The sequence below is a fragment of the Streptomyces sp. BoleA5 genome (assembly GCF_000373665.1).
In the GTDB taxonomy this organism is placed as follows: domain Bacteria; phylum Actinomycetota; class Actinomycetes; order Streptomycetales; family Streptomycetaceae; genus Actinacidiphila.
In genome coordinates this window covers 416,743-441,285 of the sequence record NZ_KB892090.1, presented here as the reverse complement: position 1 = coordinate 441,285, position 24,543 = coordinate 416,743, and the positions used below count along the sequence as shown (strand labels likewise).

The window sequence follows — 24,543 nt, the reverse complement described above, 5'->3', positions numbered from 1 at the left end:
GCATTGGGGCCTTGGGGGGCACATGCGCAAGCTCAGATCCATCTCCGCCGCCTTGACCATGGCGGCGGGGTCCCTGGCGGCGGGGGCGATGGCACCGCAACCGGCGGTGGCACTGACGCCGCCGGTGGCGATGACGGCCGACAGCCTGCCGACCTGGCAGACCAACGGCATCGTCTTCGCCATGGCGCAGGCGAACGGCACCGTCTTCACCGGCGGCACCTTCTCGTCGGTCCGCCCGTCCGGAGAGGCGGCGGGCGGACCGAACGAGCGCGAGGCGGTCAACTTCGCCGCCTTCGACGCGGCCACGGGCACGCCCACGGACTGCAGGCTGTCCTTCACCGTGGGCTCCGGCACGGCCACCGTGCGGGCGCTCGCCGTGTCGCCGGACGGGGCCACGCTGTACGCGGGCGGCTTCTTCGGGGCCGTCAACGGCACCCCGGTCAGCAGCCTGGCGGCGATCGACATCGCCACCTGCACGGTCAGGACGGACTTCGCCGTCGCGGTCAACGCCACCGTCCGCGCGCTGGCCGCCACCACCGACACCGTCTACCTGGGCGGCGACTTCAGCTCCGTCGACGGCCAGCCGCACGACAACTTCGCCGCCGTCACCACCTCCGGCGACGCCACCTCCTTCACCGCCAACGGCGACGCTCCGGGCCGTGCCCTGGAGATCACCCCGGACGGAGCCAACGTCGTCCTCGGCGGTGACTTCGACCGCGTCAACGGCACGTCCTCGCACGCCCTGGCCGTGGTCGACGCGACGACCGGCGCCGTGGTGAAGGGCTACGGGTCCTCCTTCATCCCGTCGACGTCCGTCGTCAAGGACATCACGACCGACGCCACCGGGGTCTACACGGGCAACGAGGGCACCGGCGGCGGGGTCTTCGACGGCCGCATCGCGCTCGACCTCAGCGACTTCAACCAGCGCTGGCGCGACACCTGCCTGGGCGCCACCCAGTCCGTCGAGGTCTACAAGTCCGTGCTGTACAGCGGCTCCCACGCGCACGACTGCAGCACCATGAACGAGTACCCGAACCAGCGGCGCAAGCACCTGCTCGCGGAGTCCGTCGACAACCCCGCGAAGCTGGGCTGGTTCCCCGACACCAACGACGGCCTGGGCGAGGGCATCGGCCCGCGCGTCATGGCCGTCTCCTCGTCCGGCGGCACCGACTACATGTGGGTCGGCGGGGAGTTCACCACCGTCAACGGCGTGGCCCAGCAGGGCCTGACCCGCTTCTCCTCGGGGCCGGACACCGGCGTGCCGACCACGCCGAACGTCAACGCCTCCAGCGTCACCCCGGGCTCGGTCGAGGTCCGCATCCAGACCAGTCTGGACCTGGACGACAGCTCGCTGACCTACCGCGTGTACAAGAACGGCGCCGCCACACCCGTGTACACCACCACGGCCTCCTCGCTGCCGTGGGTGCGGCCGCAGCTGACCTGGACGGACACCGACGTGACCGCCGGCGCCACCTACACCTACCGGGTCACGGCGAGCGACGGCGCCAACACCACCGTCAAGTCGCCCACCCAGACCGTCACGGCGGCGACCACGCCCGAGGCGTACCCGACGCAGGTCCTCACCGACGGCGCGACGCTGTACTGGCGCTACAACGAGACCGCCAACACCTTCGTGGCCGACAACTCGCCCGCCGACGACGGCGGCAACCACGTCGGCGGCCCGACCCGCGGCGTCAGCCCCGGCGCGATCGCCGGCAACGGCAGCACCGCCGTCACCTACAACGGCACCACGCAGTGGTCGTACAGCGACGCCAAGCGCAACCGGCCGAACTCGTACAGCATCGAGACCTGGTTCCGGACGACGACCACCACCGGCGGCAAGATCGTCGGCTTCGGCGACCGGACCACCGAGGCGAGCGCCACCACCGACAAGCACGTCTACATGACCAACGCCGGCCGGCTGATCTTCGGCGTGCGCAGCGGCAGCAACCGCACCATCACCACCTCCGGGGCCTACAACGACGGCGAGTGGCACCACGTCGTCGCCACCCAGGGGTCCAGCGGGATGCGGCTGTACGTCGACGGCTCGCTGCAGGCGTCGAACTTCCTGATCACCGGTGGCAACGACTACGTGGGCTACTGGCACGTCGGCGGCGACAACCTGTCGGGCTGGACCAGCCGCCCGACGAGCAACTACTTCGCCGGTTCCATCGACGAGACCGCGATCTACCCGAGCGTGCTGTCCGCCTCGCAGATCGCCCAGCACTACAACCTGGGGAAGAACGGATGACCCACCCGCCCCGCCGGGTCGCCACCGCCGCCGCCGTCCTCGTGACGGCGGCGGCGGTGCTGCTCACCGGCTGCTCCAGCGGATCGGACGGCAAGGACACCGCGGCCAAGGGCGCGCCCGCGCCGACCGCCGCCACCTCGGCGCCGGTCCCGGACGAGCCGGCCACGCCCACCGACCCCGCCTCCGACGCGGTCCCCAGCGGGCCCAAGGTGCCCGAGGACGAACTGACCCCTGTCACCGGCTCCTTCACCAAGAAGGAGAAGGACTACCTGTCGGGGCGGGTGCCCAAGGGCACCGATCCCGCGGCGGTCCTGCAACTGGGCCAGGAGACCTGCGACCGCATCGCCCGCGTCGCCGAGGTCGACAAGGACGCCGCGATCGGCGGCATCATCACGGGGCAGATCGGCGGTGCCAAGGGCGCCGTCACCCATCTGTGCCCGGACCAGGAGGACGTCCTCGCGGCCGCCGCGACCGGCTTCGCCGACGGCTCCTACACCGTGGGGGCCAAGGCGAAGGCGGGCAGCGTGGTCGTGCCCGGCACCTACCGCGCCCTGACCCCCACCAAGGACTGCGCGTGGACGGCCGGGACGAGGACCGGCACGGCCCACAAGGTCACCATCACCGCGGGTACGAAGACCTTCGACTCGCGCGGCTGCTTCGCCTGGGCACGGGAGGGCCGATGACGGAACTCGAGAGCAGGATCCCGGTCGTGGTGGCGATCCCGACCAAGAACGAGGCGGAGAACATCGCCGCCACGGTCGGATCGGTCATCGGCCACTTCGAGGCGGTGGTGGTCGTCGACTCCGACAGCACCGACGACACCCGCGCCATCGCCGAGTCGCTGGGCGCCCAGGTCGTCCCGTACACCTGGGACGGCAAGTACCCCAAGAAGAAGCAGTGGTGCCTGGACAACGTCCACCCGGACATCCCCTGGCTGCTGTTCCTGGACGGGGACGAGGTGCCCACGCCGGAGCTGATCGACGAACTCCGCGAGATCTTCGCGCGGCAGCCCGTCCTGCCCGCGGCCTTCGACATCCCGCTGCTGTACTGGTTCGCCGGGCGGCCGCTGCGGCGCGGCTACACCGTGGTCAAGCGGTCGCTGCTGGACCGCACCCGGGTGTCGTACCCGGAGGTCGACGACCTGGGCGCACCCGGCATGGGCGAGCAGGAGGGCCACTACCAGCCCCGTGCGGACGGGCCGGTGGGGCAGCTCAGGGGCCGGATCGAGCACCGCGACCTGGACCCGGTGCGCACCTGGTTCGAGCGGCACAACCGCTACTCGGACTGGGAGGCCTGGCTGGAGCACCACCCGGGCGCCAAGGAGCAGGTGCGGGGGCTGAAGACCCGGCAGGGGCGGATCTTCCAGAGGGTGCCCTTCAAGCCCCTGCTGTTCTTCGGCTACACCTACCTCGCCCGGCGCGGCTTCCTCGACGGCCGCGCCGGCTTCGACTACGCCCTGGCGCTCAGCTTCTACCGCTGGCAGATCGGGGTGAAGACACGGGAGAACGCTCCTTCATAGCCGTCCCGTACACGTCCTGGAGGACGTCGAGGACGGCGTCGAGCGACAGCTCGTCCCGGATGAGGCGCCAGGCGGCCTGCGAGGCCGCCTGGTTCGCCCCGTCGCCGAGGAGCTCCAGGACCGCCTTGCCGATGTCCTCGGGGCGCCGCACGACCCGGCCGGCGCCGGACCGCTCGATGTCGGGGGCGAGTCCGTTGGACTCGCGTACGACGACGGGCGTGCCCACCGACATCGACTCCAGCAGCGACATCGCGAACGGCTCGTCCACGGACGGCAGGACGTAGACGTCCGCGGCACGGAAGGCCTCCAGCGCCTCGGCGTGGCTGAGCGGGCCGACGTGCCGCACGGACTTCTCGACCCCCAGCGTGCGCACCGTCTCCAGGGTGCCGGCCAGCTCACCGGAGTCCGGTCCGGCGAGGACGAAACGCGCGTCCGGGTAGTGCGCCAGCACCTCGGGGATCGCCTCGGCGAACGCCTTGGGGCGCTTGCGGGCCTGGAAGCGGGCCAGGTAGAGCACGGTGGGCGGGCCGCTGCGGACCCTCGGCTGGTGCAGTGCGGTGCCGTTGGGCAGCCGTACGGGCCGGGCCAGCTTGCCCTCGCCGACGACCGCCTCCAGGTCGCCGCGCTCCCACTCGGTCAGGTGCAGCACGGCGTCGGCGCGGCGCAGCAGCCGCTTGGTGGCGAGCGCGTCGAGCACCTTGGCCAGCGGCTTGTCGCTGGGGTCGACCATCCCGTGGGTCTGCAGCACCAGCGGACGCCCGCACTGCAGCGCGGCCACGGCGACCGGCAGGGTGATCAGGTCGCGCATCAGGTGGACGTGGACGACGTCCGCCGAGCGCACCAGCCGCCGCGCGCCGGCGAGCAGGGACGGCGAGGTGATCCCGGAGACCTCGAAGCGCGGCAGCACGTGCCGGGCGCGGAAGATCCGTGCGGGCACGCCCTCCACCTCGTGCGGCAGCGCCCCCTCGGGGAAGCCGTCGCCCAGGGTGACCAGTTCGGCGTCGACGCCGCGGCCCCGCAGTCCCCGGGCGAGGTTGAGGGCGACCCTGGTCGGGCCGCCGAAGGCGTTGGTGGGCGTGTGCAGGGTGACGACGTGCAGCACCTTCACGGCTGGGGCTCCTTCACGACTGGGGCTCCTTGAGCGTCCGGGTGCCGTCGGCGGTGTGCAGGGTGAGTTCGGGCAGGTCCTTCGACAGGACGGTGCCGGCGCCGACGACGGCGTGGCGGCCGACGGTCACCCCGGCGAGCACGATGGCGCGGGCGGCGACCCAGGCGCCGTCCTCCACGGTGATCGGCGCGTTGCGGTAGCGGAAGTCGACGGTGCGGTGGTCATGGCTGCCGGTGCACAGCAGCGCCTCCTGGGAGACGCAGACGTCGGCGCCGATGGTGACGGGCTCCAGGTTGAGCAGCCAGGCGCCCTCGCCGATCCACGTCCGGTCGCCGACGGTCAGCTTCCAGGGCCACAGCACCCGGACGCGGTGCCGGATGAGCACCCCCTCGCCGATCGTGGCGCCGAAGGCCCGCAGGATCGCCACCCGCAGCCTGGCCGGGCAGAACCAGGCGGAGAACACGGTGTTCATCACCGCGAACCACAGCGCCTGGACGGCCTTGCCCCGCCCCTTGTCGTATCCGGCCAGTGTGAAGGCCGACAGATCACGTGCCGTCACGGACGCACCCCCAAGAACCCCCGTCCCGCGTGCCCTCCCCGGCACCGTTCGCACAGATTATCCGTGGACACGCTTCCGGGGAGGCCGGATCTATAGACTGCGCGAGGGGAATCGTTGGGGGGCTGTCGCATGGCCGTTCAGGCACACGAAATCCAGCCGCGCGGAATCCCGCCGCGGGGGCCGGGGGGCCCGGCCGGTCCGTCCGGTCCGGCGGCGGGGGAGGTCGAGGTCCCGGCGGTCTCGCCGCGGGCGCTGCTCTCCCGCGCGCTGGCCGTACCGCTGATCCTGGGCCTGGGGCTGTTCCTGCCCGCGGTGGTCGCGGTGCAGCCGGGTCCGGGCGTGCGCGACGGCGTCTTCTGGCTGCAGCTGGTGCTCACCTGCTACTCCGGCACGCGGCTGGCGGTGATGGCGCTGACGGCCCACCGCAAGCTGATCCAGGGCTCGTTCTGGCTCTTCGTGTACGTGGCGATGGGTGTCGCCCCGCTCGTGCAGAACGTCCTCGACCAGACGCCGACGCCGGTCGTCGGCACGCGCGCCGACCTGCTGGTCGCGGTGGCGCTGGTGCTGATCGGCTGTGCGGCCTTCGACGTCGGCGCCCTGCTGTCGCGGCACCGGCCGATCCGCCGGGCCCGGCGCAAGGACCGCTCCGCCTCCTTCCACCGCAGACGGGTGTTCCTGCTGGCGGCGATCGCGTTCGTCGGCAGCGCGCTGCTGGTGGTCAAACTGGGCGGTCCTGCCGTGTTCTTCAGCAGCCGTCAGGCCATCACCGACACGATCCGGGCCGACGGCGCCGCCTCCGCGGAGTCCAATGTCGGCTCCGCCTTCCTGCGCGGCTTCGGCACCGTCCCGGCGCTGCTGGCGCTGCTCGTCTTCACCCGCTGGCTGGTGACCTCGCGACGGGCCCGCCGGCGGCCGCTGGTGATCGCCACCTGGGGTGCGCTGCTGCTGCTCAACGGTGTGGTCAACAACCCGATCAGCAACCCGCGTTACTGGTTCCTGACGGTGCTCTTCTCGTTCCTGTTCACCGCCTTCCCCAAGAGCCCGACGATGTACCGGACGGCCCTGGCGCTGGGCGTGCTGGCCGCCCTGGTCGTCTTCCCGTTCGCCGACCGCTTCCGCTACGACGACAGCGGCTACAAGCCCGTGCAGACGACGTCCGTCTTCGAACCGCTGGCGATCAAGGACTACGACCAGATCGGGATGTTCGCCAACACGATCACCTTCTCGGACACCGGCCCCGGACACTTCTACGGCCGCCAGCTCGCGGGCTCGGTGTTCTTCTTCGTGCCGAGGTCCGTCTGGCAGGGCAAGCCCCGCGACACGGGCGTCATGATCGGCCAGTGGATGGGGATGAAGAACGTCAACCTCTCCTCCCCCATGTGGGCGGAGGTCTGGATCGACTTCGGGGCCGGCGGGGTCGTCGTGGGCTTCGTCGCCCTCGGCTACCTCGCCGCCCGCGGTGACCGCCGCTACGCCCTGCGCACCTCGGTGGACCCGCGTCCGGGCAATGTGATGGCGATCGTCATCCCGCTCGTCGCGGGCTACTCCTTCATCCTCCTGCGCGGCCCGCTGCTCCAGGCCTCGGGCCGCATCGGGGTCGCCCTGATCTGCTTCGCCCTCGTCACGACCCTGCGCTCCGACGAGCGATGGCAACTGCGCTGAGCGGGCCGCGCCAGGCCGGGCCGCGCCGGAGGTCAGCGCCCGGCCGCGCCCGCGGCCGGGGCCGTCAACGCGTCCAGCGCGCGGCGCAGTTGCGTACTGGAGGTGTGCACCGTGTACGGGAAGTAGACGACCTCGACGCCGACCGTGGCGAAGTCCCGTTCGAGCCTGGTGCCCTTCTCGGTGCCGCGCCAGTCGTCGCCCTTGAAGATGACGTCGAACCGGACCTGCTCCCAGGTCTCCAGCTTGTCCGGGACGGTCTCGACGAACGCCGCGTCGACGAAGCGCACGCTGCGGACGATCTCCAGCCGCTCGATGAGCGGGACGACCGGCTTGCGCCCCTTGGCCAGGGCGGCCATCTCGTCGGACACCACTCCGGCCACCAGGTAGTCGCACTGGCTGCGGGCGTGCCGCAGGATGTTCAGGTGGCCGACGTGGAACAGGTCGTAAACACCAGGTGCATACCCCACACGGTGCGCCATGTTGCGAATCCCCCCACAGGAATACAACCATTCCGCGAGTTGCGGAGTCTCAGACATTAGCGTGAAGCCAGTGTGTTTCTCTGGTGAACGGATAAGGTGAGCATCTGGTCACTTCTGGGGGGAAGGGGTCCTTCCGTGCCCGAGTTCAAGGGCCGCACTCTGCTACTCGTCTCCACCAACTACGCGCCCGAGCACGCGGGCATCGGCCCGTACGCCACGCAGATCGCCGAGCACTGGGCGGCCGCGGACGGCGGCGGCGCCGAGGTGCACGTGCTCGCCGGGATGCCGCACTACCCGTCGTGGCGGCTCGACCCGGCGTACAAGGGCGTGTGGCGGATCGAGGAGCGGCGTGCCGGGGTGCGCGTGCACCGTCGGCGGCACACCGTGCCGCCACGTCAGACGGCCCTCAAGCGCGCCCTGTTCGAGGCCTCGATCCTCGCCCACGGGCTGGTCGCGGCGCCCCGCGTCCGGCCGGACGCGGTGGTGGCGCAGATGCCGAGCCTGGCCGGCGGCGTGATCGGCGCGCGCATCGCCGCCCGGCACAAGGTGCCGTACGTACCGATCGTGCAGGACCTGATGGGTGCAGCCGCCGCGCAGAGCGGCATCCGCGGCGGCGACCGGGCGGCGGCCGCCGCCGGGGCCGTGGAGGCGTACGCGCTGAAGCGGGCCACGCTGGTCGGGGTGATCCACGAGAGCTTCGTGGACAAGGTCGCCGCGATGGGCGTGGACCGCGGACGCATCCGGCTGGTCCCCAACTGGTCGCATGTGGCCCGCCCTTCGCGGCCGCGCGAGGAGACCAGGGCGCGGCTGGGCTGGGGACCGGAGCAGACCGTCGTGCTGCACTCCGGCAACATGGGGCTCAAGCAGGGCCTGGAGGTGCTCGTCGAGGCGGCCCGTCTCGACCCCTCGGTGCGCATCGTCCTGATGGGCGACGGCAACCAGCGCGAACATCTGCGGGACCTCGCGGCGGACGTGCCCAACCTGGAGTTCGCCCCGCCCGCCGACGACGCCGACTTCCCCGACGTGCTGGCCGCGGCCGACGTCCTGGCGGTCACCCAGCGCGCCTCGGTCCTGGACATGAGCATCCCGTCCAAGCTCACCTCCTACTTCGCCGCCGGGCGGCCGGTGGTCGCCTCCGTCGCCGCGGAGGGCGGCACCGCCCAGGAGGTGCTCCGCTCCGAGGCCGGGCTGCTGGTGGAACCGGAGGACCCGGGGGCGTTCCTGAAGGCCGTGCGCGCCCTCGCCCAGGACCCGGGGGCCGCCGCCGAACTCGGGGGCCGGGGGCCCGCGTACGTGGCGGCGCACCTGAGTCGTGAGGCCGGATTGTCACGGATCGGTGCGCTCCTCTCGGAGGCACTGGACACGGCCGCAGAAGCTGTCGATCCTGAGGGATCGGACGTATGGGGGGTTCCACGCACGTGAGTGATCAACCGCACGCATCGCAGATGTCCGAGGCCCACGACGAACCGGACCTCCTGCGGGACCAGTTCCGTCAGCTCGTCCGCTACCGCGCGCTGCTGGTGGCCGGCGTGCTGATCGGGCTGCTCGGCGGCGGATACCTGGCCGTCTCCGGCAAGGACACCTACGTGGCGACCAGTGAGGTCGTTCTGCGGGCGGCCACCGTCGACGAGTTCGCGGCCGGCGGCACGGCGCCCGACAAGGCGATCAACATAGGCACCGAGCGGCAGACGGCGATGAGCAACGAGATCGCCAAGCGCGCCGCCAAGAAGCTGCACCTGCCGGCACGTTCCGTTTCCGCGCTCCAGTCCGACCTCCAGGTCACCAACCCGCCCAACACGCTGGTGCTGCGCTTCGCGTACACCTACACCGACCCGGACCAGGCGGCCCGCCGCGCCAACGCGCTCGCCCAGGCGTTCATGGACGCGCGCCGGGAGGCCACCGAGAACACCATCAAGAACACCGTCCACAACCTGCGCAAGCAGCTCGACCCGGTGGTCAAGCAGCGCAAGGAACTCGACGAGCAGATCCTGCGGCTGGGCGAGGGTCCCACCCTCGACGCCGCCACCACCGTGCAGGCCACGCTCGTCGGCCGCATCTCCGAACTCAGCACCAACATCACCAGGTTGCAGACCCTCGACACCACGCCCGGCAAGTGGATCCGGGTCGCCTCCCCGCCAGCGGCGGCCTCCGGCCCCGGGCTGCCCATGATGCTCGGCCTCGGCGCGCTCGTCGGCATCGCGATCGGTCTGCTGGCCGCCTGGGTGCGGCTGGTGTTCGACCCGACCGCGCGCTCCGAGGGCGACGTGGTGCGGGCGCTGCGCGCACCCGTGCTGGGCACCCTGCCGCGCAGCAAGGGCGGGCCGCTGCTCGCCGTCGACAACGCCGACCCCCGGCCGGCCGAGGAGTTCCGCTCGGTCGCCTTCCGCCTCGCGTACGACCAGCGGTTCGCCGAGCACCGCCGGCTGCTCGTGGTCGCCCCGCGCGGGGGCGGCGACACGGCGGCATCGGTGGCCGTCAACCTCTCCGCCTCCTTCGCCGAGATGGGCATGGAGGTGCTGCTGATCGAGGCCGACCTGCGCACCCCCGGGCTGTCGGCGCGGCTGCGCGCGGCGGACGGCTCCCGACCCGGCTGGGCCCGCTCCCCGCACCTCAGCGAGGGCGGCTGGCCGGCCGGTCTCCAGGTGCCCATCGACGCGGGCGAGTCCGGCTCCTTCGACCTCGTGCCGGGGCGCCGGGTGCGCAACGTGGCGCGGGCGCTGACCTCGTCGGCGGCGAGCCGGCTCTTCGCGGAGGCGGACACCCCGGGCGCCGCGGTGATCGTGCTGGCCCCCGCGGTCCTCACGTACGCCGACGCCCTCGCGCTGGCCGACCGCATCGACGGCGTCCTGGTCGTCGCCGACCCGCACGCGGTCCACCGCGCCGACCTCGACCGGGTGCGCCAGCTGATCACCGGCGCGGGCAGCACCGTGCTCGGAGCCGTCCTGCACACCTCGCCCGGCCGCGGATGGTGGGCCCGGCGGGCCCGCAGGGCGGCGCGCAAGCGGAGCGCCGCCGCGGCGCGGTCGGAGGCCGCCGTCCCGGCCGCCGGGGCCGCGTCCTCCCCGGAGGGCGGCGTCACCGTCGCGACGACCTCCACGGCCAGGACGGCCCTCACCCCCGGTGACGACACCCCGGCGCCGACCACCGACACCATCCCGCTGCGCACGGTGACGCGGTGACGGTGCGCCCGGCGCCGGGCGCGAAGACCGCGATCGTCTGCTCCGTGCTCGACCAGGGCGTGGCGGCGCTCACGAACATCCTGGTGCTCGTGGTCGCCGCCCGGCTGTCCAGCGCCGCCGGGTTCTCGGTCTTCTCGATGGTGTACACCGTCTTCTCCGTGCTGCTCGGCGTGAGCGTGTCGTACGTCGGGCAGGCCCTGGTGCTGGAACGGGGCGAGGCGGCGTCGGTGGCCGCGGCCTGCCGCTCGGCGGCGTCCTTCGTGGCCGTGGCCTCCGCCGTGGCCGGGGGAGCCATGGCGGCGGGGCTCGCCTTCGTCCCCGGCGAGACGGCCTGGGCGCTGGCGGTGCTCGGCATGGTGCTGCCGCTGGTGCTCACCCAGGACGGGTTGCGCTACTGCTTCTCGACCCTGCGGCTGCCGCATCTCGCCCTCACCAGCGACGTGCTGCGGCTGGCCGTGGCGCTCCCCGCGCTCGCGCTGCAGCCGCACGGCACGGGCCCGGCGCGGCTGGTGGCGGTGTGGGGCCTGTCCGCGGTGCCCGCGCTGCTCGTCGGCGCGGCCCTGCTGGCCCCCCGGCTGCGCGGCACCAAGGCCGACCTGCGGCGCTTCGTGCGCAGCGGGCACCTCGGGCAGCGCTTCGTCGTCGAGTACGGCGTCGGCAACGCCTCCAGCCAGCTCGCGGTGGTCGGACTCGGTGTCTTCGCCAGCCAGTTGGCGGTGGGCGCGCTGCGCGGTACGACGACGCTCTTCGGCCCGATGAACGTGCTCTTCAACTCCGCCACCGCCTTCGGGCCCCCGCTGCTGGGCCGCGTCCCGGGCATGCGCGGTCAGGTCCGGGCCACGGCCGTCCTCGCCGCCGTCCTCGCGGGCGTCGCCGCCGGCTGGACGGCCGTCCTCATGGCCCTGCCGGACCGCGCCGGCCGTGAACTGCTCGGCGAGACCTGGTCGGCGGCGTCCCGCCTGCTGCCCGCCACGGGCACGCAGTACGCCGCGATCGCCGCCGGTACCAGCGCCCTGCTCACCCTGCGCGTCCTGCGCCCGAAGGCCACCCTGCCCATCCAGGTGGTCTTCTCCCTCGCCTCGGTCGGCTTCATGATCGGCGGCTACGCCCTCGGCGGAGTCCTCGGCGCCGCCTGGGGCCTCGCCCTCGGCTCGGCCCTCAAGGCGCTGGTCCTCTGGGCCCGCGTCGCCGTCGTCCGCCGCGAGTCCGCCCCGGCGGACGACCCCGAGACCCGCGCCGAGCCCGCCCCCGCGTAACGCCCTGCGGGCGGGCCCTGTTCTGCTGCGGGTGGCGGGTCCCGTCGCCGTCCGCGCGTACGGACGGCCGGTTGCCACGCCTTCGCCGGATGGCGGGCGCACCCGCCGTGACCGGCGTATGCGGGTGCTTCGGGGTGCTGTCGGGCGGTGTGCGAGCGAGATCGGGCTCTGTTGCGCCACCTGTGCGGCCGAGACAGAGCCCGTTCCCCCTGTGCCCGCGCCCTACCGGAGGGGTCTCGCCGCCACCCGACTCACGGCCCGGGCGTCGCGGCGGCATCCCGGTGGGTGGAGTGCGGGAACAGCGGGGCGGGGGACGGAAGACGGCCGTCGGGGCCCGGGGCGCAGCGGCGGGCGATCAGGGCCGCGGCGTCCGGGAGGAAGGGCTCCAGCTCGCCGGCGAGGGTGCGGCAGGCGTGCACGAGGGCCGCCAGCACCGCGTCGAGACGGTGTCCGGCGCAGGCGCTGCGGTGGCGGCGCTCCGCGCGGGCCAGTTCCCAGGGCCGGGTCTCGTCGATACAGCGGTTGGCCACGTCGACGATCCGCCACACGGCGGCCGCCGCGCCCCGGAAGTCCACGTCGTGCAGCGCCGCCGCGACGGCGTCCGGCGCCTCCTGACAGGCCGCCAGCACGCTCTCCGTGCCGGGCTCGCCGGGCCCCTCCGCCGCGGGGACGACCCCGTCGCGGAACCGGTGGACCATGGTCACCACCCGGTGCACCAGGTTGCCGAGCCCCCCGGCCAGGTCCGCGTCGGCGCGGGCGACCAGCCGTTCACGCGTGAAGTCGGCGTCGCCGACCCGCGGCACCTCGCGCAGCAGCCACCAGCGCACCGCGTCGGTACCGTGCTCGGCGGCCAGTTCCTCCGGGTCGACGGTCGTGCCCGACGACTTGCTGATCTTGCGCCCCTCCACCGTGAGGTAGTCGTGGACGAGGATGTCCGTCGGCAGCGGCAGCCCGGCCGACAGCAGCATCGCGGGCCAGTACACGGCGTGGAAGCGCAGGACCCCCTTGCCCACCAGGTGCACGCGCCGTCCGTCGCCCGCCCACCAACGGTCGTACGCGGCGCCGGCGTCCCCGTCGGGGCCGCCGTAGCCGAGGCTGGTGACGTAGTTGCCGAGCGCGTCCCACCAGACGTAGATCACCTGCCCCGGGTCGCCGGGCACCGGGATGCCCCAGCCGCGGGCCCGGGTCTGGGAGCGGGAGACGGAGAAGTCGCGCAGCCCGCGCGCGAGCAGGGCGAGCACCTCGTTGCGGCGCGCGGCCGGTTCGATGCGCAGCCGCCCGTCCTCGATCAGCGCGCGCAGCGCGCCGGTGTGGCGGGACAGCCGGAAGAACCAGTTCTCCTCCGCGACCGCCCGCGGCTCGGTGCCGTGCTCGGCGCAGCGGCCGCCGACCAGGTCGTCCGGGGTGTAGAACTGCTCGCAGCCCACGCAGTACAGGCCCTCGTAGTGCTCGCGGTAGAGGTCGCCCGCCTCGGCGCAGCGGCGCCACAGGCGCTCCACGCCGGCGCGGTGCCGGGGGTCGCGGCTGGTGCGGATGAAGTCGTCCAGGGAGAGCGCGAGCGGGGCGTCCAGTGCGGCGAACGCGGCCGCGTTGCGGTCCACGAGATCCTGGACGGGGATGCCCTCGGCCTCCGCGGCCAGCACGTTCTTCAGCGAGTTGTCGTCCGTGCCGCTGAGGAAGCGCACCGGTTCGCCGCGCCTGCGATGGTGCCGGGCAAGCACGTCCGCCTGCACCAGTTCGAGCGCGAAGCCGAGGTGGGGGCGGGCGTTGACGTACGGAATCGTGGTGGTGACGTAGAAGCGGGACGTCCGGGCTGCGGTCATCGGAACCTCCGGGAAGGGCGGGGGCGGGGCTCCGATGCGCAAAAGGATCGAGGCCCCGGCAGGGGCCTCGGAAGACGCGAACGCGTCCGGTGTCAGCGGCCCCGGGCGGGGGCCGTCATCTGCCGGTGGTGCGGGTTCGCGATCATGCCTCGATGCTAGCAGCGGGGGCGCTCAGTTCGCGGAACCATTTCGCGAGGAAGGCGACGAGGAAGAGCGCGTGCACGGCGAACAGCGCCGCGTACGCGGCGAGGAAGACCCGCGGCGCCCCGAGGGTGAGGAAGACCAGGCAGAACACCCCGTAGTCGACGGGCAGCAGCGCGACGGCGCGCAGCCGTGACGGCGCGGCGGCCGGGACCGCCTGGGCGGACGCAGGGGGCCTCGGCTTGAGCTTGTCCGCCAGGAGGCCGCCGCTGAAGATCATCACGGCGACGAACTGGAAGCCGAGCGGCAGCAGCAGCCAGCCCTCGGAGGGCAGGTCGAAGAAGCGGTGGAAGGCGATCAGGACGGCCGCGTGGATCGCGGTGATCTTCCCGGCGTCGACCACGTGGTCCAGCCACTCCCCCGCCGGGCTGCCCCGCCCCAGCAGCCGGGCGAGCTGCCCGTCCGCGGAGTCGAAGGCGAAGCCGACGACGAGTCCGAGATAGACGGCCAGGGCCAGCGGCCAGGAGGGCCGGGCCAGCGCCAGCGCCAGCACCGCGCCCAGGCTGAACGCGGCGCTGACCAGGGTGACCTGGTTGGGTGTCAGCCGCGCCCGGTAGGCGCCGGCGGCGAGCACCCGGCCGGCCGGGCGGTTGATGTGGCGCGAGTACAGCGACACGCCCTTGGCGGACTTCTGGGCCGTGCGCAGTTCGCGCAGGGCCCCACCGATGGTCAGCGTCACGTGATCCCCCAGCAATGCGACATTCGTGCGCATCACATCATGGCAGGACGCGGCCCCGCGTGGGGGGCCGGTCCGCCTCCTGAGGGATCGTCACACCGGCGGCCGGGCCACCGCCGCCCCCGTCACGTGGGTGAGCAGCAGGGCGATGTCGTCGTTGCGCGGACCGGAGCGCTGGGCGTGCCCGAGGAGGCTGTCGGCCAGGGCGTCCATCGACGCGCCCGGGCCGGCCCGGGCGACCTGGGCCGCCAGATCCGCGGCGGAGGCGTCGAGGTCGACGCCCGGGGTCTCCACCAGGCCGTCGGTGTACAGCGCGAACACCGCGCCGGGCGGCAGCGCGATCTCCGTCGTCGGGTAGCGGGCGTCGCGGTCCACGCCCAGCAGCGGGCCGGGCGGCAGCGGCAGCACCTCGGTGGTGCCGTCCGGATGCCGCAGGACCGGCGGCGGGTGGCCGGCGGTCGCGATGCAGGCGGTGTGCCGTTCCAGGTCGAGCTGGGCGTAGAGGCAGCTGGCGAGCAGCCCGGGATCGAGGTCGACGAGCAGCCGGTTGGAGCGGGTCAGCACCTCGCTCGGGGAGGCGCCCGCGACGGCGCGCACGGCGGTGCGGACCTCCCCCATGAGCGCGGCGGCGTTGACGTTGTGGCCCTGGACGTCGCCGATCGTCACGGCGCAGGTGGTCGTGTCGAGCCGGATCACGTCGTAGAAGTCGCCGCCGATGTCGATGCCGCGGGTGGCCGGCATGTAGCGGGCGGCCACCTCCAGCCCGGGGACGTCCGGCAGGGCGCGGGGCAGCAGCCGCGCCTGCAGGCTGATGGTGAGGTTGTGCTCGGCGTCGTACAAGCGCGCCCGGTCCAGTGCCTGCGCGACCAGACCGGCGATCGAGATCAGGACGCTGCGCTCGCCCGAGGAGAAGGGATGGGGGCGGTCGTAGGCGAGGGCCATGGACCCGACGGGCCGGCCCGAGGTGATCAGTGGCAGGAACGCCCAGGCGGCCTTGCGGTCCCGGACGACCATGTCCGGGTAGATCCGCAGCAGTTCGTCGACACTGGCGAAGAAACTCGGGACGCCGGTCTTGAGGGTGCGCACGGCCGGGTTGTCGACGTCCATCGGCAGGGTGTCGACGGACTCCATGAAGTCCTCGTGGTAGCCCCGGTGCCCGATGACCCGCAGCCGCCCCTCCTCGGCCGTCATCAGCGCCACGGCCTGCACGCCGAAGACCGACAGCATCTGCTCGACGACCAGGTCGATGACGTCCTGGGTGCCCACGGCCTCGGTGAGCGTGGCGGCCATGTGCAGCAGGTGGTAGAGGGCGATGGCCCGGTCCGGCGTGGGGCCCGCCGGGAGCAGCGCCGCGGGCGTCTCCGCGGCCTCGGGCGCGGGGGCGGGGGTGACGCGGACGCTCACGCCCGTGCCGTCCGGGTAGAACTCGAAGGTGAGCCAGCGGTCCGGAGGGCGCAGCGCCGTGGCCGTGCCGGGACGGCGGCTGATCATCGCGCCGCGGAAGCGGTCCTCGAAGACCGGGTCGTCCAGCCAGGGCAGCAGATCCCAGGGTTCGGTGCCCAGGAGGTCGGCCACCCGGGCGCCGAGCAGCGCGGCGGCGGTCTGCGTGACGAAGGTGATCCGGCCCTCCAGGTCGAGGGCGAAGGAGCCGTCCGGGAACCGTTCGGCGAGGTCGGCGGCGGCCATGGCCTCGTCCGGGCCGTGGGTGCGGGTGCGCAGCACGGGCAGCACCCGCGGCTCGTCGGGGGGCAGCACGGGCCGGCCGTCCTCGGCGGCCCTGCGCAGCAGCCGCCCCATGCGGTCGCAGGCCCCGCGGTAGGCCTCGCGGTTGCGCCGGGTGATCCGCCCGGGGTGCCCGGTGTGCCCGCCCGGCCACACCAGGCACAGCGCGCCCCAGGTGGTGGGGCCGCTGGTGATCGGGGCCGCCGCGAGCGGGAAGTCGTACGGCAGGACCAGGGCGAGCCTCGGGTACGCCCGGACGGTGTCCTCGTGGCCGCCCAGCAGCACCATGCGCCGTTCCCGGACCGCGTCGGCGACGGGGCTCGAGGCGCTGGGCACCACCCGTCCCCATATGGTGTCGATCTTGCGGGAGACCCCGACGACCACGGTCAGCCGCAGCATGTCCTGCTCGGGGGTCATCAGGTAGATCAGGCCCATGGAGGCGCCCGTGTCGCGCACCACCTGGCTCAGCGGGTAGTCCAGCAGCGCCGGACCGGGGTCCGCGGCGACGAGACCGGCGAGCTCCGGCGCCATGCCCTCACCGCCCTCCGGCCGCAGCCGGGCCCGGTCGCGTCCTGACCTCGGGGACCATCGCCTCCTGTGCCTCCGTTCCGCCGTGGGGGCCGGCCGGCCGACGCGGCTGCCGGGAGGCATCCGGGGATGGACACTCCCCACCACGCGTCAGCTGCCAAACTACCCGATGAACAGCATTGCTCACCTTTCGGGCGCCCGACCCCACCGCCCGCCGCGCACGCCACGTCCCCGCGGCCCCTCGCCTCCCAGCCGCCCCATGCGCCCCACCGGCCTCACAGGATGCCGAGCGCCCTGGCGAACCGGGTGCCCGCCGCCGCCCGGGGCGCGCTCCCGTCGCGCCATGTACGGCAGGGGTGCACCGAGTTGGCGAGCAGCACCAGGAAGCCGTCGGTGGCGGGGTCGATCACCAGGCTGGTGCCGGTGAACCCGGTGTGTCCGGCCGCGCCGCGCCCCGCGAGGGCGCCCATGAACCAGGGCCGGTCCACCTCGAAGCCCGGGTAGGGGCCGCCGCGGTCGAGCAGCGCGCGGCAGAACAGGGCGAGGTCCCAGGCGGTGGAGAACAGTCCGGCGTGACCGGCGACCCCGCCCATGACGTGGGCGTTCTCGTCGTGGACGGCCCCGCGGAGCGGGCCGCGGTCGAGCCGGGCCCAGGGCCTGCGCTGGTCCTCGGTGGCGGCGATCCGCGGGGTCCAGGACGCGGGCGGGTTGTAGCGGGTCTCGTACATCCCGAACGGGTCGGTGACGTCCTCCCGCACGAGGGCGTCGAGGGCCTCCCCGGTGGTCCGCTCCAGGACGTGCTGGAGCGCGATGAGATTGAGGTCGGAGTAGATCCGCTCGGTGCCGGGCGCCGCGACCGGGGCCTCCTCCCACAGCAGCCTCGCCCGGGACTCGGCGTCGGCGTGGTCGTGGAAGGGCAGTTCGGGACGGAGCCCCGAGGTGTGGTCGAGCAGCTGCCCGACGGTGATGCGCCGCTTGCCGGCCGCGGCGAACTCGGGCACGTAGGCCGCGACCTCCCGGCCGAGTTCCAGTCGTCCCACGGCGACGGCGGCCGTGAAGAGCTTGGTCAGCGACGCCAGGTCGAAGACGGTGTCGTGCCGCATCGGCACCCACCGCTCGCGCGGCAGCTCGACGCCGCGGTCGGCGTTGTCGTCGAAGGCGGCGTAACGCTCCGCCCAGCCCACCGCCTCGTGGAGGGCGACGGTTCCGCCGCGGCCCGCGAGGACCACCGCCCCGGCGCACCAGGGGTGCGCCGAAGGTGGCACGGGCTCCAGATATGGGGTGATGTCCGTGACGAGCCGGCTCAGCTCGTCGCCGCGCAGCTCCGCCTCACGGGAGGTACCTCTCGACAGCTGCGGGGCCATGCTCCTCCAGCAACTTGCGGGCCTTCTCGATGAGGGCCGGTGTCGGCTCGCGGCCGGAGGCCATGACCAGGTCCTCCGGGTCGATCATGTGTTCGGACCCGGTGTGCAGGCAACTGTCTGCGGTCTTCCAGGCCCACTTGCTCTCGTCGATCGGCTCGGACATCGCTGCCTCCTGAGTCGGCGCGGCAATGACTGCACGAATCACCGTGCATCCACAGTACGTCGCCGCGGTCGGCACAGCCCGGCGAAGCAGACCACGGCGGCCAGGGCGCTGCCCAGCTGCACCACGGCCATGGGCACCGCCGTGTGCTCGCCCGCGATGCCGACGAGCGGCGAGGCGACGGCGCCGACCAGGAAGGAGGTCGTGCCCAGCAGCGCGGAGGCCGATCCGGCCGCGTGCCGGGTGCGCATCAGCGCGAGCGCGTTGGTGTTCGGCAGCACCAGGCTCATCGCCGCCATCAGCACGAAGAGCCCCGCGGCGACCGGCAGCAGCCCCACCGGCCCGAACCATCCCGAGGTCAGCGCCAGCAGCACCGCCGCGGCCGCCGTGATCACCGCCAGGCCCACCCCGGTCACCTTGTCCATGCTGACCCGCCCGACCAGGATCTTGCCGTTGACCTGGCCCAGTGCCACCAGGCCCACGGAGTTGAGGCCGAAGAGCAGGCTGTAGGTCTGCGGAGAGGCCCCGTAGATCTCCTGGACGACGAACGAGGAAGCGGAGACGTACGCGAACAGCGCCGCGAAGGTGAAGCCGCCGGTGAGCATGTAGCCGGTGAACGCGCGGTCCGCGAGGAGGCCGCGCATCGCCCCCAGCGTCTCGCCCAGCCCGCCGCCGTGCCGGTCCCCCGGGCTCAGCGTCTCGGGAAGGCAGCGCCACACCACGAGCGTCAGGAGCACCCCGACCACGGTCAGCACGACGAAGACCCCGTGCCAGTCGGTGAGCCGCAGCACCTGGCCGCCGATGAGCGGCGCGACGATCGGCGCGACCCCGGAGATCAGCATCAGGGTGGAGAAGAAGCGCGCCATCGCGACGCCGTCGTACAGGTCGCGGACGATCGCGCGGGCGATCACTATGCCGGCCGCGCCGCTGAGGCCCTGCAGCAGCCGGAAGCCGATCAGCACTCCCGTGGTGGACGCGAGGGCGCAGACGGCGGTGGCCAGGACGTAGAGCACCATTCCCGCCAGCAGCGGGCGGCGGCGGCCCCAGCGGTCGCTCATCGGGCCGACGACCAACTGGCCGAGGGCGAGTCCGGCCAGGCACGCGGTGAGCGTGAGCTGCACCGTCACGGCGGGGCTGCGCAGTTCCTCGGTGACCTGCGGCAGCGCCGGCAGATACATGTCCATGGAGAGTGCGGGGAGGGCGCTGAGCGCGCCGAGGAGGAACGTCACCATCAGGCTGGTGCGAGCTCCTGGGATCTCTCCGGCGCGTCGTACCGGGGTTGACGGCCCCGGTGTGGATATCTGGTCGGGCGGGGTCGCGCCGGCTTCCGGCATGGGTCTCTCTCCGTGGTGTGTGAATCGTTCTCTATGCTCTCAGCAATCACGAGGTGGTCGAGGCCAGGTGGGGGCAGATTCATGACGGAATCGGTCGGTTCCGGTAGGAAAGTGCGCTGGGGCATCCTGGCCACCGGTGGCATCGCCGCGTCCTTCGCCGAGGACCTGCGCGAACTGAAGGACGACGCCGAGATCGTCGCCGTCGGCTCGCGCCGGCTCGAGTCCGCGCGCGCCTTCGCGGACCGCTTCGGCATCCCGCGCGCGTACGGCAGCTGGACCGAACTCGCCGACGACGAGGGCGTGGACGTGGTGTACGTCGCCACCCCGCACTCGGCGCACCGCGTCGCGGCCGGGCTGTGCCTGCGGGCCGGACGGTCGGTGCTGTGCGAGAAGCCCTTCACCGTCAACGCGGTCGAGGCGCGCGAGCTGGCCGACCTCGCCCGGACCCACGGACGCTTCCTGATGGAGGCGATGTGGACCTACTGCAACCCCGTGGTGCGGCGGCTGACCGAGCTGGTCGCGGACGGTGCGATCGGCGAGGTCCGCAGCGTGCACGCGGACTTCGGCCTCGCCGGCCCCTTCGACCCCGGCCACCGGCTGCTCGACCCCGCGCTCGGCGGAGGCGCCCTGCTGGACCTGGGCGTCTACCCGGTCTCCTTCGCCCACCTGCTGCTCGGCGAGCCCGACGAGGTCCAGGCCTGGGCCCACCTGACCGAGGACGGCGTGGACGACAACACCGGCATGCTGCTCGGCTACGACAGCGGCGCCATGGCGGTGCTCAGCTGCTCCCTCACCGCCGACACCGCCCGGACCGCGGTGGTCACCGGCTCCGCGGGACGGATCGAGGTTCCGGCCGGCTTCTTCCACCCGGACCGCTTCGTGCTGCGCCGCGAGGGCCGCGAGCCCGAGGAGTTCGGCGCCCCGGACGGCGGTCTGCGCGGGCTGCAGCACGAGGCGGCCGAGGTCATGCGCTGCCTGCGCGCGGGCGAGCGGGAGTCCCCGCTGGTGCCGCTGGAGGGCAGTCTCGCCGTCATGCGGACGCTCGACACGGTCCGGGACCGGATCGGCGTCCGCTACCCCGGCGAGCACTGACCCCCGTCAGGTCTCCCGCAGACCGGGGTCCCCGGCCTCGGTCACGAAGGACGCGGCGGTGGTCAGGGCGGCGCCCGGGGTGGTCACGGCGTCGACGGTCCTGAAGTCGGCCCGCGCCTCCTCGGCGTCCAGCCGGACGGTCACATAGCCGCGGCGGCCGTCGTAGAACCGCAGGTGCGGGTTGGCCTCCATGACCGCCGACCAGTCGGACGGGCGCGGGGAGCCGTCGCGGCCGCTGCTGACCGAACTGGTGACCAGCTCGGTGCCGATGGTGCGCGAGGTCGGGTCGTCCCAGTCCGCCTTGATGTCCATCGCGTAGTGGACGTGCACGTCGCCGGTGAGCACCAGCAGGTTCTCCACGCCGGCGGCGCCCGCCCCGGCCAGCACGCGGTCACGGGAGGCGGGGTAGCCGTCCCACGCGTCCATGCTGAGTGGGGACGCCGCGGTGGTGCCGCTCCTGCGCCGGGACAGCACGACCTGCTGCGGGATCACGTTCCAGGTGGCGTGCGAGCTGCGGAAGCCGTCCAGCAGCCAGCGCTCCTGGGTCGCCCCGGTGATGGTGCGGGCCGGGTCCTGCGACTCCGGTCCCGGGTGGTGCCAGCGGCCGCGGTACGCCTGGTCGGTGCGGTACTGACGGGTGTCGAGGATGTCGAACTGCGCGAGCCGTCCGTAGTGGAAGCGGCGGTAGAGCGTCATGTCCGGGCCCTGCGGGAGCTGCGGGAGGCGCAGCGGCTGGTTCTCCCAGTAGGCGCGGTAGGCGGCGGCGCGGCGGACGAGGAACTCGTCGCCGGGGCCGCCGCCCTCGTCGGAACCGCCCGCGTAGTTGTTCTCGGTCTCGTGGTCGTCCCACGTGACGAACCAGGGGAAGGCCGCGTGCGCGGCCTGCAGGTCGGGGTCGGACTTGTAGAGGGCGTACCGCAGCCGGTAGTCCTCCAGCGTGACGGTCTCCTTGGCGAACCAGGAGGGCAGGGTGCGGTCGGTGTAGGCGCGGGCGCCGCCGGTGGCGCCGACGGCGTACTCGTAGAGGTAGTCGCCCAGATGGAAGACGGCGTCGACGTCCTCGTCCGCGAGGTGCCCGAGCGCGGTGAAGTAGCCGTCGTGGTAGGCCTGGCAGCTCACCGCGGCCAGGCGCATCTCGTACGGGAGGGAGTCCGGCGCGGGGGCGGTGCGGGTGCGGCCCGGGGGGCTGATCCACGGGCCCGCGCGAAAGCGGTAGTAGTACACCCGGTCGGGTGCGAGGCCCTGGGCGTCGACGTGCACGGTGTGGTTGAACTCCGGGTGCGCCGTCGCGATGCCGCGGCGGACGACCCGGCCGAACCGGTCGTCCCGGGCGATCTCCCACTGGACGGGCACGCGCGCGTCGGGCAGTCCGTTGCCCGGCGCCGGCTCGTACGGGCGCGGCGCGAGCCGTGTCCACAGCACGACCCCCGAGGGCGTGGGGTCGCCCGAGGCGACACCCAGCGTGAACGGGTACTCGGTGAGCGTCCCGGGCACCGCCTCGGCCGCCTGGGCGGCACCGGCGACGGGCAGGTTCGTGCTGAACGCCAGGGTCGCGGCGGCCCCCGTGACGGTCAGGAAGCGGCGGCGGTCGAAGAGCGCGGCGGCGGCGCGCAGGATGCGGTCGTGACGGCCGTGGCCCTGCGGCTCCGTCATGTGCTCCTCCCCGGCGGTGGGTTGCGCGACCCCGGTCCGGTGGCCGGGCGGATCTTCACCCGTGCACGGGACTGCGCTGCCGCGTACACGGGCCCCCGGAACCCCCCGTTCGGCCCACGACGCCCCTGCCACGCTGTTGACGCCGCGTCACCTCGGCGACCCGGAACGGCCACCGTAACCGCCACGCCCGACCTCCGCGATCCGGGACCGCCCGTCCGGGGAGACCCCCGGCGCACCAGGTCGGGCAGGGCTTCCCTTCCGAGATCACCCAGAGCGGTGACAGCGGATGCCGCAGCTCACACCCAGGAGAGACTGGCATGACGGACCGTCACCATGTCTGCGGTGCACGACCGGACGTACGGGGGCGGGCCCGCCCGCACCGGCCGCGGGCCACCGGTCCGGCCCCGGGCGGCCGGGTGACGGAGCGTCATGCACCACATGCCGAATCGGGTCCCCGCCGCCCGCCGGACGCGCCGCGCGGCCCGTTGGAGGACCTCGACGACCGCACCACAGGCCTCAGGCCCGACGAGGGTCGGCCTCGGCGCACGGCGTCGACCCAGGGCGCGGGGTGCGCCGCGGGTGTACCAACCCCCGACGGAGGCGCGTATACGCGGCGGTCGGAGCCAGGCAGGGCGGCACGGTCGCCCTGCGCGGCCCGCTGCCGTGCGTTCGGCACCGAGGACGACGAGGCCGCGGCGGCGCGCCAGACAGGCGAGCCGGGCGCGGACAGCCGACGGCGGCGGGGCCGCGCGGGCGGCCCGGACCGCCGCCGGGTCACCGCGGAGGCCCGCCGCCACACCGGCGTGGGAGACGGCGGCCCCGCACCGAGCGCGGGCTGTGCCGCTACGCGGCGCCGTGGGCCGGGGCGATGTCCTCGATGCGCCGGGCCAGCCCGAAGTCCCGTTCCGTGAGCCGGCCGCCCGCCGCGTGCGTGGTGACGGCGACGGCGACCGACTGGTAACCCAGCGTCAGGTCACTGTGGTGGTTCAGCTCGTCCTGGATCTGCGCGATGTGCATCACGAGGACCGCCGCCGGGATGTGCGGCAGCCGGTACGTGCGCCGCAGGCTCGTTCCGTCCTCGGAGAGGGACCAGCCGGGCAGCTCGGCGAGGCGGTCCTCGATCTCCTTGTGCGACAGGGGCTCGGCGTAGGGTGACATGGTTTCATCGTGGCACCGCATACCCTGCGGAGCCATGACTGAGATCGCGGGAAATGGAACGGGCGCGGCGCTCCGGGTCGCGGTGGTCACCGGGGCCGGGTCCGGCATCGGGCGGGCGGTGGCACGCGAACTGGCGGCCTCGGGCTGGGCCGTGGCCCTGGCCGGCCGGCGTGAGGAGGCGCTGCTCCGTACCGCCGAGGGACTGCCGGACGAGGCGGTCGCGGTCATCCCGACGGACGTCAGCCGCCCGGAGGCGGTGGCGGCGCTGTTCGCCGCCGTGGGCGCCCGCTTCGGCCGCGTCGACCTGCTGTTCAACAACGCGGGCACAGGCGCGCCCGCCGTTCCGCTGGACGAGCTGACGTACGAGCAGTGGCGTGCCGTCGTCGACGTCAACCTGACCGGGGCGTTCCTGTGCGCGCAGGCCGCCTTCCGGGCCATGCGCGCGCAGCGGCCGCAGGGCGGGCGGATCATCAACAACGGGTCGATCTCGGCGCACGCGCCGCGGCCGCTGAGCGCGCCCTACACGGCGACCAAGCACGCCGTCACCGGGCTGACGAAGTCCCTGTCGCTGGACGGCCGCCCCTACCGGATCGCCTGCGGCCAGATCGACATCGGCAACGCGGCCACGGAGATGACGGAGCGGATGGCCGCCGGGACCCTTCAGGCGGACGGGCGGCTGACGACCGAGCCCCGGATGGACGTCGACGACGCGGCCCGGACCGTCGCGCACATGGCCTCGCTCCCGCTGGAGGCGAATGTGCAGTTCGCGACGGTGATGGCGACGAACATGCCCTACATCGGGCGCGGTTGAGGGCACCG

20 protein-coding genes are annotated in these 24,543 nt (G+C 73.4%); 9 read left to right on the top strand and 11 right to left on the bottom strand.

Annotation, left to right across the window (positions count from 1 at the left end; translation table 11 throughout):
* Positions 1-22: 22 nt before the first annotated feature.
* From B085_RS0102085 to B085_RS0102075, 3 genes are read left to right on the top strand one after another with little or no spacing between them, the layout of a single operon-like run.
* The gene (locus B085_RS0102085; RefSeq protein ID WP_018556894.1) at positions 23-2,251 is read left to right on the top strand and encodes a LamG-like jellyroll fold domain-containing protein; all 2,229 of its coding nucleotides are present in this window, start codon (positions 23-25) and stop codon (positions 2,249-2,251) included.
* Positions 2,248-2,934: a hypothetical protein gene (locus B085_RS0102080; protein ID WP_018556893.1), complete on the top strand. Its 687-nt coding sequence runs from the start codon at positions 2,248-2,250 to the stop codon at positions 2,932-2,934. The genes B085_RS0102085 and B085_RS0102080 overlap by 4 nt, the downstream gene beginning before the upstream one ends.
* Positions 2,931-3,770 (top strand): glycosyltransferase family 2 protein, encoded by an 840-nt coding sequence (locus B085_RS0102075; RefSeq protein ID WP_018556892.1) that lies wholly within the window; start codon positions 2,931-2,933, stop codon positions 3,768-3,770. The genes B085_RS0102080 and B085_RS0102075 overlap by 4 nt, the downstream gene beginning before the upstream one ends.
* Here B085_RS0102075 and B085_RS0102070 read toward each other — a convergent pair.
* Together B085_RS0102070 and B085_RS0102065 are read right to left on the bottom strand one after the other, a co-directional pair.
* Positions 3,715-4,878 carry a glycosyltransferase gene (locus tag B085_RS0102070; protein ID WP_018556891.1) on the bottom strand — a complete coding sequence of 388 codons (1,164 nt, stop codon included), beginning with the start codon at positions 4,876-4,878 and terminating at the stop codon, positions 3,715-3,717. The genes B085_RS0102075 and B085_RS0102070 overlap by 56 nt on opposite strands.
* Positions 4,879-4,891: 13 nt before the next feature.
* A complete protein-coding gene (locus tag B085_RS0102065) occupies positions 4,892-5,437 on the bottom strand; it encodes a WcaF family extracellular polysaccharide biosynthesis acetyltransferase (RefSeq protein ID WP_018556890.1) in 546 nt (181 codons plus the stop codon).
* A 129-nt stretch (positions 5,438-5,566) separates the two neighbouring features.
* Here B085_RS0102065 and B085_RS0102060 point away from each other — a divergent pair, with 129 nt between their 5' ends.
* Positions 5,567-7,099, top strand: coding sequence for a hypothetical protein (locus B085_RS0102060; protein ID WP_018556889.1), 1,533 nt, complete (start codon positions 5,567-5,569; stop codon positions 7,097-7,099).
* A 32-nt stretch (positions 7,100-7,131) separates the two neighbouring features.
* Here B085_RS0102060 and B085_RS0102055 read toward each other — a convergent pair whose 3' ends face one another.
* Entirely contained in the window at positions 7,132-7,578 is a 447-nt protein-coding gene (locus B085_RS0102055; protein ID WP_018556888.1) for an adenylyltransferase/cytidyltransferase family protein, read from the bottom strand.
* Positions 7,579-7,713: 135 nt separating this feature from the next.
* Between B085_RS0102055 and B085_RS0102050 the strand changes: the two genes are divergently transcribed.
* From B085_RS0102050 to B085_RS0102040, 3 genes are read left to right on the top strand one after another with little or no spacing between them, the layout of a single operon-like run.
* Entirely contained in the window at positions 7,714-9,000 is a 1,287-nt protein-coding gene (locus B085_RS0102050) for a glycosyltransferase family 4 protein (RefSeq protein ID WP_018556887.1), read from the top strand.
* Between the two features lie 23 nt (positions 9,001-9,023).
* Entirely contained in the window at positions 9,024-10,757 is a 1,734-nt protein-coding gene (locus B085_RS40930) for a hypothetical protein (RefSeq protein WP_018556886.1), read from the top strand.
* A complete protein-coding gene (locus B085_RS0102040) occupies positions 10,754-12,013 on the top strand; it encodes a hypothetical protein (protein ID WP_018556885.1) in 1,260 nt (419 codons plus the stop codon). Before B085_RS40930 ends, B085_RS0102040 begins: the two co-directional genes overlap by 4 nt.
* Positions 12,014-12,264: 251 nt before the next feature.
* Here the strand turns inward: B085_RS0102040 and B085_RS0102035 are convergent, their stop codons facing one another.
* The 6 genes from B085_RS0102035 to B085_RS0102010 all read right to left on the bottom strand — a co-directional run bounded on the left by B085_RS0102035 (position 12,265) and on the right by B085_RS0102010 (position 19,821).
* On the bottom strand, positions 12,265-13,836 hold the full coding sequence (locus B085_RS0102035; RefSeq protein ID WP_018556884.1) for a methionine--tRNA ligase: 1,572 nt from the start codon (positions 13,834-13,836) through the stop codon (positions 12,265-12,267).
* Between the two features lie 142 nt (positions 13,837-13,978).
* The gene (locus B085_RS0102030) at positions 13,979-14,749 is read right to left on the bottom strand and encodes a CDP-alcohol phosphatidyltransferase family protein (RefSeq protein WP_063740978.1); all 771 of its coding nucleotides are present in this window, start codon (positions 14,747-14,749) and stop codon (positions 13,979-13,981) included.
* A gap of 57 nt (positions 14,750-14,806) precedes the next feature.
* Positions 14,807-16,966 carry a SpoIIE family protein phosphatase gene (locus B085_RS0102025; protein WP_018556882.1) on the bottom strand — a complete coding sequence of 720 codons (2,160 nt, stop codon included), beginning with the start codon at positions 16,964-16,966 and terminating at the stop codon, positions 14,807-14,809.
* 272 nt (positions 16,967-17,238) lie between these two features.
* Positions 17,239-18,327 (bottom strand): serine hydrolase, encoded by a 1,089-nt coding sequence (locus tag B085_RS0102020; RefSeq protein ID WP_018556881.1) that lies wholly within the window; start codon positions 18,325-18,327, stop codon positions 17,239-17,241.
* Positions 18,293-18,490 (bottom strand): hypothetical protein, encoded by a 198-nt coding sequence (locus B085_RS0102015; RefSeq protein ID WP_018556880.1) that lies wholly within the window; start codon positions 18,488-18,490, stop codon positions 18,293-18,295. The genes B085_RS0102020 and B085_RS0102015 overlap by 35 nt, the downstream gene beginning before the upstream one ends.
* A gap of 38 nt (positions 18,491-18,528) precedes the next feature.
* Positions 18,529-19,821, bottom strand: coding sequence for a multidrug effflux MFS transporter (locus B085_RS0102010; protein ID WP_026250589.1), 1,293 nt, complete (start codon positions 19,819-19,821; stop codon positions 18,529-18,531).
* Positions 19,822-19,902: 81 nt separating this feature from the next.
* Between B085_RS0102010 and B085_RS0102005 the strand changes: the two genes are divergently transcribed.
* Complete coding sequence (locus B085_RS0102005) at positions 19,903-20,913, top strand: Gfo/Idh/MocA family protein (RefSeq protein ID WP_026250588.1); 1,011 nt, start codon at positions 19,903-19,905, stop codon at positions 20,911-20,913.
* 6 nt (positions 20,914-20,919) lie between these two features.
* On the opposite strand, the gene B085_RS0102000 is transcribed toward B085_RS0102005, so the two are convergent.
* Positions 20,920-22,566, bottom strand: coding sequence for an alkaline phosphatase D family protein (locus B085_RS0102000; protein ID WP_018556877.1), 1,647 nt, complete (start codon positions 22,564-22,566; stop codon positions 20,920-20,922).
* 843 nt (positions 22,567-23,409) lie between these two features.
* Positions 23,410-23,724 (bottom strand): 4a-hydroxytetrahydrobiopterin dehydratase, encoded by a 315-nt coding sequence (locus tag B085_RS0101995; protein WP_018556876.1) that lies wholly within the window; start codon positions 23,722-23,724, stop codon positions 23,410-23,412.
* A gap of 34 nt (positions 23,725-23,758) precedes the next feature.
* On the opposite strand from B085_RS0101995, the gene B085_RS0101990 reads away from it, so the two are divergent.
* Entirely contained in the window at positions 23,759-24,535 is a 777-nt protein-coding gene (locus B085_RS0101990; RefSeq protein WP_078619712.1) for an SDR family oxidoreductase, read from the top strand.
* The last annotated feature ends 8 nt before the right edge of the window (positions 24,536-24,543 follow it).